7 protein-coding genes and 1 pseudogene are annotated in these 8,993 nt (G+C 69.0%); 7 read left to right on the top strand and 1 reads right to left on the bottom strand.

All coding sequences use genetic code 11. From position 1 onward, the window contains the following. From VNT59_RS03395 to VNT59_RS03375, 5 genes and pseudogenes are all read left to right on the top strand, one after another. Positions 1-868, top strand: a pseudogene (locus VNT59_RS03395) (NADH-quinone oxidoreductase subunit L); the annotation flags it as partial. A gap of 42 nt (positions 869-910) precedes the next feature. After that, complete coding sequence (locus VNT59_RS03390; protein ID WP_325496624.1) at positions 911-2,383, top strand: NADH-quinone oxidoreductase subunit M; 1,473 nt, start codon at positions 911-913, stop codon at positions 2,381-2,383. A 21-nt stretch (positions 2,384-2,404) separates the two neighbouring features. Beyond that, positions 2,405-3,892, top strand: a complete 1,488-nt coding sequence (nuoN, locus tag VNT59_RS03385; protein WP_325496622.1) for an NADH-quinone oxidoreductase subunit NuoN — start codon at positions 2,405-2,407, stop codon at positions 3,890-3,892. A 77-nt stretch (positions 3,893-3,969) separates the two neighbouring features. Then, on the top strand, positions 3,970-4,551 hold the full coding sequence (locus VNT59_RS03380; protein WP_325496620.1) for an NUDIX hydrolase: 582 nt from the start codon (positions 3,970-3,972) through the stop codon (positions 4,549-4,551). A 10-nt stretch (positions 4,552-4,561) separates the two neighbouring features. Beyond that, entirely contained in the window at positions 4,562-5,005 is a 444-nt protein-coding gene (locus tag VNT59_RS03375) for a DUF1178 family protein (RefSeq protein WP_325496618.1), read from the top strand. A gap of 157 nt (positions 5,006-5,162) precedes the next feature. On the opposite strand, the gene VNT59_RS03370 is transcribed toward VNT59_RS03375, so the two are convergent. Then, positions 5,163-6,944 carry an ABC transporter transmembrane domain-containing protein gene (locus VNT59_RS03370; RefSeq protein ID WP_325496616.1) on the bottom strand — a complete coding sequence of 594 codons (1,782 nt, stop codon included), beginning with the start codon at positions 6,942-6,944 and terminating at the stop codon, positions 5,163-5,165. Positions 6,945-7,021: 77 nt separating this feature from the next. Between VNT59_RS03370 and VNT59_RS03365 the strand changes: the two genes are divergently transcribed. Further along, positions 7,022-7,540, top strand: coding sequence for a MarR family transcriptional regulator (locus VNT59_RS03365; RefSeq protein ID WP_325496614.1), 519 nt, complete (start codon positions 7,022-7,024; stop codon positions 7,538-7,540). After that, a complete protein-coding gene (locus tag VNT59_RS03360) occupies positions 7,537-8,991 on the top strand; it encodes an efflux transporter outer membrane subunit (RefSeq protein ID WP_325496612.1) in 1,455 nt (484 codons plus the stop codon). The genes VNT59_RS03365 and VNT59_RS03360 overlap by 4 nt, the downstream gene beginning before the upstream one ends. Positions 8,992-8,993: the final 2 nt, after the last annotated feature.

The following is an 8,993-nucleotide window of genomic DNA, read 5'->3' as shown; positions in this document are numbered from 1 at the left end:
CATGCCGATCACGTGGATCACCTCGCTGCTCGGCTCGCTGGCCCTGATCGGCACGCCGTTCTTCGCCGGCTTCTACTCCAAGGACAGCATCATCGAGGCCGTCCACGCCAGCCACATCCCCGGCCACGGCTTCGCCTACTTCGCGGTGACCGCCGGCGTGTTCGTCACGGCCTTCTACTCGTTCCGGATGTACTTCCTGGTGTTCCACGGCAAGGAGCGTTTCGACCAGAACCCCGATGCCCACCACGGCCACGGCCACGATGCGCACGGCCACGGCGAGCAGCACCACCCGCACGAGTCGCCCTGGGTCGTGACGGTGCCGCTGATCCTGCTGGCGCTGCCTTCGGTGGTGATCGGCTTCCTGACGATCGAGCCGATGCTGTACAGCGGTTTCCTGAAGGACGCGATCCTGATCGACGCCGACAAGCATCCGGCCATGGCCGACCTGGCCCGCGAATTCCACGGCCCGGTGCAGATGGCGATCCACGGCTTCACGGCGCTGCCGTTCTGGCTGTCGCTGGCCGGCGTCGTCGCCGCCTGGTACATGTACCTGGTCAACCCGGCGCTGCCGGCCGCGATCAAGCGCATCTTCAGCCCGATCTACACGATCCTCGAGAACAAGTACTACTTCGACTGGTTCAACGAGAACGTCATCGCCCGCGGCGCGCGGCTGCTGGGGCGCGGCCTCTGGCGCGGCGGCGACGAGGGCGTGATCGACGGCGCGCTGGTCAACGGCAGCGCGCGCGCCGTCGGCTGGGTCGCCGGCGTGGTCCGCTGGGTGCAGACCGGCTACATCTACCACTACGCATTCGCGATGATCATCGGCGTGTTCGTGCTGATGACGTGGTTCGTCTGGCTCAACCGCTGAAGACGCCGCCCACCTGAACACAAGCAAAGACGGAAGAACAAAATGGGTTTGCTGAGCCTCGCCATCTGGACACCGGTCTTCTTCGGTGCTGTGCTGCTGGCTTTGGGACGGGACGACCAGGCCCGGATGGTGCGCTGGATCGCGCTGATCGGCGCGCTGGCCGGGCTGGCGGTGACATTGCCGCTCTACTCGGGCTTCGACACCGCCACCTCCGCGATGCAGTTCGTCGAGAAGGCGCCCTGGATCGACCGCTTCAACGTCAACTACCACCTGGGCATCGACGGGATCTCGTTCTGGTTCGTGCTGCTGACGGCGTTCATCACGGTGATCGTGATCATCGCCAGCTGGGAGTCGATCACCGAGCGCGTCAACCAGTACATGGCCGCCTTCCTGATCCTGTCGGGGCTGATGATCGGCGTGTTCGCCGCGCTCGACGGCATCCTGTTCTACACCTTCTTCGAGGCGACCCTGATTCCGATGTACCTGATCATCGGGGTGTGGGGCGGCCCGAACAAGATCTACGCGGCGTTCAAGTTCTTCCTGTACACGCTGCTCGGCTCGCTGCTGATGCTGATCGCGCTGATCTTCCTGTACACCCAGTCCGGCGGCAGCTTCGACATCCTCACCTGGCACAAGCTGCCGCTGTCGAGCCTGGCGCAGACGCTGCTGTTCTTCGCCTTCTTCGCCGCTTTCGCCGTGAAGGTGCCGATGTGGCCGGTGCACACCTGGCTGCCCGACGTGCACGTGGAGGCGCCCACCGGCGGCTCGGCGGTGCTGGCGGCCATCATGCTGAAGCTCGGCGCCTACGGCTTCCTGCGCTTTTCGATGCCGATCGCCCCCGACGCGGCCCACCAGTGGTCGTGGCTGATGATCGGCCTGTCGCTGATCGCGGTGGTCTACGTCGGCCTGGTGGCGATGGTGCAGCAGGACATGAAGAAGCTGGTGGCCTATTCGTCGGTGGCCCACATGGGCTTCGTGACGCTGGGTTTCTTCATCTTCAACGACATCGGCGTGGCCGGCGGCATCATCCAGATGATCGCCCACGGCTTCACCTCCGCCGCGATGTTCCTGTGCATCGGCGTGCTGTACGACCGGATGCACTCGCGCCAGATCGCCAGCTACGGCGGCGTGGTCAACACCATGCCCAACTTCACCGCGTTCGCGCTGCTGTTCGCCATGGCCAACAGCGGACTGCCGGCCACGGCCGGTTTCGTCGGCGAGTGGATGGTGATCCTGGGCTCGGTGCGTGCCAACTTCTGGGTCGCCGCGACGGCGGCCACCTCGCTGATCCTGAGCGCCTCCTTCACGCTGTGGATGTTCAAGCGGGTGTACCTGGGACCGGTCGGCAACGACCACGTGCGCCAGCTCACCGACATCAACAGCCGCGAATTCCTGATGCTGGCGCTGCTGGCGGTCGCGGTGCTCGCGATGGGCATCTATCCGAAACCGTACACGGACATCATGAACGCGTCGGTGGTCGACTTCCTCAAGCACGTCGCCACTTCGAAACTGTGAGCCCGGGCAGGACGACTCAAAATGATTGAACAACTCAGCTGGACGACGATCTACCCCGAACTGGTGCTGCTGGTGATGGCGTGCGTCATCGCCATGGTCGACCTGGGCGTGACCAGCGCCCGCCGCACGCTCACCTACGTGCTCTCGGTCGCCACGCTGGCCGTCGTCGCGTTCATGACCGGCTCGGCCGCCGCGGACGGCGGCACCGCCTACGGTTTCGGCAACATGATCGTGGTCGATGCGATGGGCAACTGGCTCAAGTGCTTCGCCTCGATCGCGATGCTGGTGTGCCTGGTGTACGGCCGTCCGTACGCCGCCGACCGCGACATGCTGCGCGGCGGCGAGCTGTTCACGCTGGCGCTGTTCTCGCTGCTGGGCATCTTCGTGATGATCTCGGGCAGCAACTTCCTGGTGATCTACCTCGGCCTGGAACTGCTGACGCTGTCCAGCTACGCGCTGGTGGCGCTGCGCCGCGACCACGGCGCCTCGACCGAGGCGGCGATGAAGTACTTCGTGCTCGGCGCGATGGCCAGCGGCTTCCTGCTCTACGGCATGTCGATGCTGTACGGCGCCACCGGCTCGCTCGACATTTCCACCGTCTTCAAGATCGTCAACTCCGGCCAGGTGAAGCACCAGGTGCTGGTGTTCGGCCTGGTGTTCATCGTCGCCGGGCTGGCCTTCAAGCTGGGCGCGGCGCCGTTCCACATGTGGATCCCCGACGTCTACCAGGGCGCGCCGACGGCCGTCACGGTGATGATCGGCAGCGCGCCGGAGCTGGCCGCGTTCGCGATCGCGATCCGGCTGCTGGTCGAAGGCCTGCTGCCGCTGGCGATCGACTGGCAGCAGATGCTGGCGATCATGGCGATCGGCTCGCTGCTGATCGGCAACCTGGCGGCCATCGCGCAGACCAACCTGAAGCGGATGCTGGCCTACTCCACCATCTCGCAGATGGGCTTCGTGCTGCTCGGCCTGCTGTCGGGCGTGGTCGGCGGCAAGACGCTGTCGGCCGCCAACGCCTACAGCTCGGCGATGTTCTACATCATCACCTACGTGCTGACGACGCTCGCCAGCTTCGGCGTCATCCTGCTGCTGGCGCGCGAAGGATTCGAGAGCGAGGAGATCGCCGACCTGGCGGGCCTGAACCAGCGCAGCCCGCTGTACGCCGGCGTCATGGCCGTGTGCATGTTCTCGCTGGCCGGCATCCCGCCGCTGGTCGGCTTCTATGCCAAGCTGGCGGTGCTGCAGGCGCTGATCGCCTCGGGCCAGGAGCCGTACCTCTGGCTCGCCATCTTCGCGGTGATCATGTCGCTGATCGGCTCGTTCTATTACCTGCGGGTGGTGAAGGTGATGTACTTCGACGCCCCGATCACGGCGACCACGGTGTCGGCCTCGCCCGAGGTGCGGGTGGTGCTCTCGCTCAACGGCGCGCTGGTGCTGATCCTGGGCATCCTGCCCGGCGGCCTGATGGCGCTGTGCGCGCAGTCGATCGTCAAGATGCTGAGCACCTGAGGCGCCCCGGCGCGAGCAAGATGCCGCCTGCGGGCGGCATCTTCGTTTGGCGCTGCCTCCCAACCGGGGAACCCGAATTGAAACCGACTTCCGACGACCGCCACCTGATCGAGCAGCCGCTCGCGAGCGAGGAAATCCTCAAGGGCAACTTCCTGCATGCCTTTCGCGACACCGTCCGCCTGCCCGACGGCGGCTCGGCCACCCGCGAATACGTCAAGCATCCGGGCGCCGTGTGCATGATCCCGCTGCTCGACGACGGCCGGCTCGTGCTGGAGCGCCAGTACCGCTGGCCGATGCGCCGCGTGATGCTGGAATTCCCGGCCGGCAAGCTCGATCCGGGCGAGGATCCGCTGGCCTGCGGCCGGCGCGAGCTGCTGGAGGAAACCGGCTACACCGCGCGCGAGTGGGCCCGTGCCTGCGTGCTGCACCCGGTGATCTCGTACTCCACCGAGTTCATCGAGCTGTGGTTCGCGCGCGGGCTGCAGCTGCAGGAACGGCGGCTGGACGACGAGGAGTTCCTGGAAGTCGTCACCGCCACCCCGCAGCAGCTGATCGCGTGGTGCGGCGACGGCACCATCACCGATTCCAAGACGCTGGTGGGCGCACTGTGGCTGCAGAACGTCCTGGCGGGGGCTTGGAAACTCGACTGGAGGACATAATTGCATTGCCATGAAGGTGCTTGACCTCCAGTGTTCCGCCCACCACCAGTTCGAAGGCTGGTTCGCCTCGGAAGAAGAATTCCAGGGGCAGCTGGGCCGCGGCCTGGTCGAATGCCCGCTGTGCGGCGACCGGGCCGTCGTCAAGCTGCTGAGCGCGCCGCGGCTGAACCTCGGCGCGGCCGCGCCGGCGCCCGCCGGCAAGCAGGAAGTGATGGCCACGCCCGACGCGGGCCTGCAGGCCGCCTGGCTGAAGATGGTGCGCCACGTGATGGCCAACACCGAGGACGTCGGCGAGCGCTTCGCCGAGGAGGCGCGCAAGATCCACTACGGCGAGGCCGGGGAGCGCGGCATCCGCGGCCAGGCCACGCCCGAGCAGACCCGGGCGCTGCTGGAGGAGGGCATCGGCGTGCTGCCCCTGCCGATCCCGAAGGCCCTGAAGGAGCCTTTGCAGTAGGCGGCGCTTCGCGCGCGGCCACGCGCAACACCAATTCCCTTGAACGCAGAGGTCGCAGAGAATGCGCAAAGGACGCAGAGAAATCCCTTGATGTTCTCTTCCCCTGCGTCCTCTGCGAGTCCTTTGCGTCCTCTGCGTTCAGGAGTCCGCTCCCGCTTCAATCCATGAACTGCAGCGCCGCCAGCCGGGCGTAGACGCCGTTGGCGGCCAGCAGCGACTCGTGCGTTCCCTGCTCCACGATGCGGCCGTGGTCCAGCACCACGATGCGGTCGGCGCGCTGCACCGTGGCCAGCCGGTGGGCGATCACCAGCGTCGTGCGATCGCGCATCGCCGACTCCAGCGCCGCCTGCACCATGCGTTCGCTCTCGGCGTCCAGGGCGCTGGTGGCTTCGTCGAGCAGCAGCAGCGGCGGATTCTTCAGGATCGCGCGGGCGATGGCGATCCGCTGGCGCTGGCCGCCCGACAACCGCACCCCGCGCTCGCCGAGGAACGTGTCGTAGCCCTGCGGCAGCGCGGCGATGAAGTCGTGGGCGAAGGCGGCGCGCGCGGCGGCCACGACCGCCTCGTCGCCGGCGTCCGGGCGCCCGTAGCGGATGTTCTCCAGCGCGCTGGCCGAGAAGATCACCGCGTCCTGCGGCACGATGCCGATGCGCGAGCGCAGCTCGTGCAGCGCCAGCTGGCGCGTGGGCACGCCGTCGAGCACGATCTGGCCGGCTTGCGGGTCGTAGAAGCGCAGCAGCAGCTGGAACACCGTGCTCTTGCCGGCGCCGCTCGGCCCCACCAGGGCCAGTGTCTCGCCGGCGGCCACCGGCAGGCTGAACTCCCTGAGCGCCGGCGTCGCCGGGCGTGACGGATAGTGAAAGGTCACGGCCTCGAACGCCACCGCGCTGCCGGCGGCCGCGGGCGCCGGCGCGACGGGGGCTGCCGGCGAGGCGACCGGCGAGCGGCTGTCCAGCAATTCCATCAGGCGTTCGGTGGCGCCGGCGGCGCGCAGCAGGTCGCCGTACACCTCGCCCAGCACCCCCACCGCGCCGGCCAGGATGATCACGTACACCACCGTCTCGCCCAGATGCCCGGCCGTCATGGTCCCGGCGATCACCGCCTGCGTGCCCTGGTACAAGCCCCACAGCAGCAGGGCGGCGGTGGAGATGATGATGAAGGCGACCAGCACGGCGCGGGCCCTGGTGCGGCGCACGCCGGTGCGGAAGGCGCTCTCGGTGGCGTGGTGGAAGCGGTCGGCCTCGCGCGATTCCGCGGTGTAGCTTTGCACCACCGGGATCGCGTTCAGCACTTCGGCCGCGATCGCGCTGGAATCGGCCACCCGGTCCTGGCTGGCGCGCGACAGCCGCCGCACGCGCCGCCCGAACCACGTCGTCGGCAGCACCACCAGCACGATGATCAGCAGCACCTGGGTCATCACCTGCGGATTGGTCCAGACCAGCATGCCCAGCGCGCCGGTGCCCATCACCAGGTTGCGCAGACCGAGGCTCAATTGCGAGCCGACCACGGTCTGCACCAGGGTCGTGTCGGTCGTCAGCCGCGACAGCACCTCGCCGGTCTGGGTCGTCTCGAAGAACTCCGGGCTCTGCGCCAGCACGTGGGCATAGACGGCGTCGCGCAGGTCGGCCGTCACGCGCTCGCCGAGCCAGCTCACCATGTAGAAGCGCGCCGCCGACGCCAGGCCCAGCGCCACGGCCACGCCGAAGAGCTCGAGGAAATGCGAGCGCAGGGCCACCAGCTGCTGTCCTTTCGCCCCGGCGCTCAGGCCGGCGTCGATCAGGCTGCGCAGGGCCACCGGAAAGAGCAGGGTGGCCCCCGCGGCCAGCAGCAGGAACAGGCCGGCCAGGCCGATGCGGCCGCGGTAGGGGCGCATGAAGGGGAGCAGACCGCTCAGCGATCGGGGCGAGCCCTTGGCGGGCAGCGAGGAGGGAGCAGCCATGGCGGCAGTGTAGTCAAAATTGCCGAGGCAAAGGAAGACTTGACAATATCTGCCTAGGCAACTAATAATCGCGCCCCATGTCCGAGTCCCGCAAATCCACCCGGCCGCCAGCGGCCGCGCCGACGGCCTTCTATCGCCCCGCGGCGTACCGGCCGCAGGAGAGCGTCGGCTTCCTGATGCGCCGCATCGTGCACGAGCTGTCCGGCGAGATCGAGCGCCAGTTCGACTCCTGCGGCCTGACCAACGCGCAGTGGCTGCCGCTGTACAAGCTGCACCTGGGCAGCGTGTCGACCGTGGCGGAGCTGGCGCGGGCCTGCCAGCTCGACACCGGCGGCATGACCCGCCTGCTCGACCGGCTGGAGGCCAAGGGGCTGGTGCGCCGCGTGCGCTCCAGCGCCGACCGCCGGGTCGTCAACCTCGAACTCACCGACGAGGGCAGGGCCGCGGTCCAGAACGTGCCCGCGGTGCTGTGTGGCGTCCAGAACGCGGCGCTGCGCGGGTTCACCTCCGAAGAGTGGCAGCAGCTGCGCGACATGCTCGAACGCATGCTGCGCAATGCGCAGGACCTGCACGCCCAGCGCGAGACCCAATCATGAAAACCACTTCCACCTTCCCCCGGCTGGCGGCGCTCGCCGCCGCGCTGGCCCTGGCGGGCTGCGCCAACATGGGCGGCATCGCGCCGCAGTCCGCGCTGCGCAGCGCCGAATCGGTCGGCCTCGGCGCCGCTCCCGCCGGGTCCGCCTTTCGCGTCGGCGACGCGTGGTGGCGCGAGTTCGGCGACCAGCAGCTCGATGCCTTGATCGCGCAGGCGCTGGCCGGCCATCCGAGCCTGCAGCTCGCGCAGGCGCGGCTGGCGCGGGCCCAGGCCGCCGCCGAAGGCGCTCGCGCCAACGGCGAGCCGCAGGTCAACGGCAATGCCAGCGCCACGCGCCAGCACTTCACGGAAAACGGCCTGTATCCGCCGCCGATCGCCGGCTCCAACCGGACCACGGCCGACCTCGGCGTCTCCGGCAGCTGGGAGCTCGATTTCTTCGGCCGGCACCAGGCGGCGCTGGCAGCGGCGCTCGGCGCCTCGCGCGCCGCCGAGGCCGACACCCAGGCCGCCCGGGTGCTGCTGGCCAGCAACGTGGCGCGGGCCTACCTGCAACTGGCCCGCGCGAACGACCAGCTGGCCGTCGCGCAGCGCACGCTGGCGCAGCGCGAGGAGTCGCTGCGGCTGGTCGGCGACCGCGTGCGTGCCGGCCTCGACACCAATCTGGAACTGCGACAGAGCGAAGGCGCGCTGCCGGAGACCCGCCAGCAGATCGAAGCCCTGCGCGAGCAGGCGGCGCTGGCGCAGCACGCGCTGGCGGCGCTCACCGGCCAGGGCAACCGCGAGGTCGTCACCACCCAGCCGTCGCTCGCCCGCCTGAAGGCGCTGCCGCTGCCGGCGCAGCTGCCGAGCGACCTGCTGGGCCAGCGCGCCGACGTCGTCGCCGCCCGTTGGCGCGTCGAAGCCGCAGGCCAGGACGTGCGCGGCGCCAAGGCGCAGTTCTATCCGAGCGTCAACATCGTCGGCCTGGTCGGGCTGTCCAGCTTCGGCCTGAACAAGCTGCTGGACCTGGGCAGCACGCAGTGGTCGCTCGGCCCGGCGGTCCATCTGCCGATCTTCGATGCCGGCCGGCTGCGCGCGAACCTGCGCGGCAAGACGGCCGACCTGGACGCGGCGATCGAGAGCTACAACGCCGCGGTGCTGGACGCGATCCGCGACACCGCCGACCAGGTGGCCTCGGCGCAATCGATCGCCCGCCAGCAGGCGCAGCAGCGCGACGCCCAGGCCTCGGCCGAGGCCGCCTACGAACTCGCGCGCCAGCGCTACCGGGCCGGCCTGGGCACCTATCTGCACGTGCTCACGGCCGAGACGGCGGTGCTGAACCAGCGGCGCCTGGCGGTCGACCTCGCCGCGCGTGCCGCCGACACGCAGGTGGGGCTGGCCCGCGCCCTCGGCGGCGGCGCCCGTCCCGACCCGGCACCGGCCGCGGCCGTCGCCGCATCGACTTCGAAGTGATT

The organism is Ramlibacter sp., from assembly GCF_035554825.1.
In the GTDB taxonomy this organism is placed as follows: domain Bacteria; phylum Pseudomonadota; class Gammaproteobacteria; order Burkholderiales; family Burkholderiaceae_C; genus Ramlibacter.
The sequence above is the reverse complement of the archived record's forward strand: the minus strand, read 5'-3'. Positions and strand labels throughout refer to the sequence as shown.

What these genes read in the sequence shown, in the direction of transcription:
- VNT59_RS03390 (WP_325496624.1), top strand. Translation starts at nt 911, where the DNA reads ATGGGTTTGCTGAGCCTCGCCATCTGGACACCGGTCTTCTTCGGTGCT.
- nuoN (WP_325496622.1), top strand. Translation starts at nt 2,405, where the DNA reads ATGATTGAACAACTCAGCTGGACGACGATCTACCCCGAACTGGTGCTG.
- VNT59_RS03375 (WP_325496618.1), top strand. Translation starts at nt 4,562, where the DNA reads ATGAAGGTGCTTGACCTCCAGTGTTCCGCCCACCACCAGTTCGAAGGC.
- VNT59_RS03370 (WP_325496616.1), bottom strand. Translation starts at nt 6,944, where the DNA reads ATGGCTGCTCCCTCCTCGCTGCCCGCCAAGGGCTCGCCCCGATCGCTG.
- VNT59_RS03365 (WP_325496614.1), top strand. Translation starts at nt 7,022, where the DNA reads ATGTCCGAGTCCCGCAAATCCACCCGGCCGCCAGCGGCCGCGCCGACG.
- VNT59_RS03360 (WP_325496612.1), top strand. Translation starts at nt 7,537, where the DNA reads ATGAAAACCACTTCCACCTTCCCCCGGCTGGCGGCGCTCGCCGCCGCG.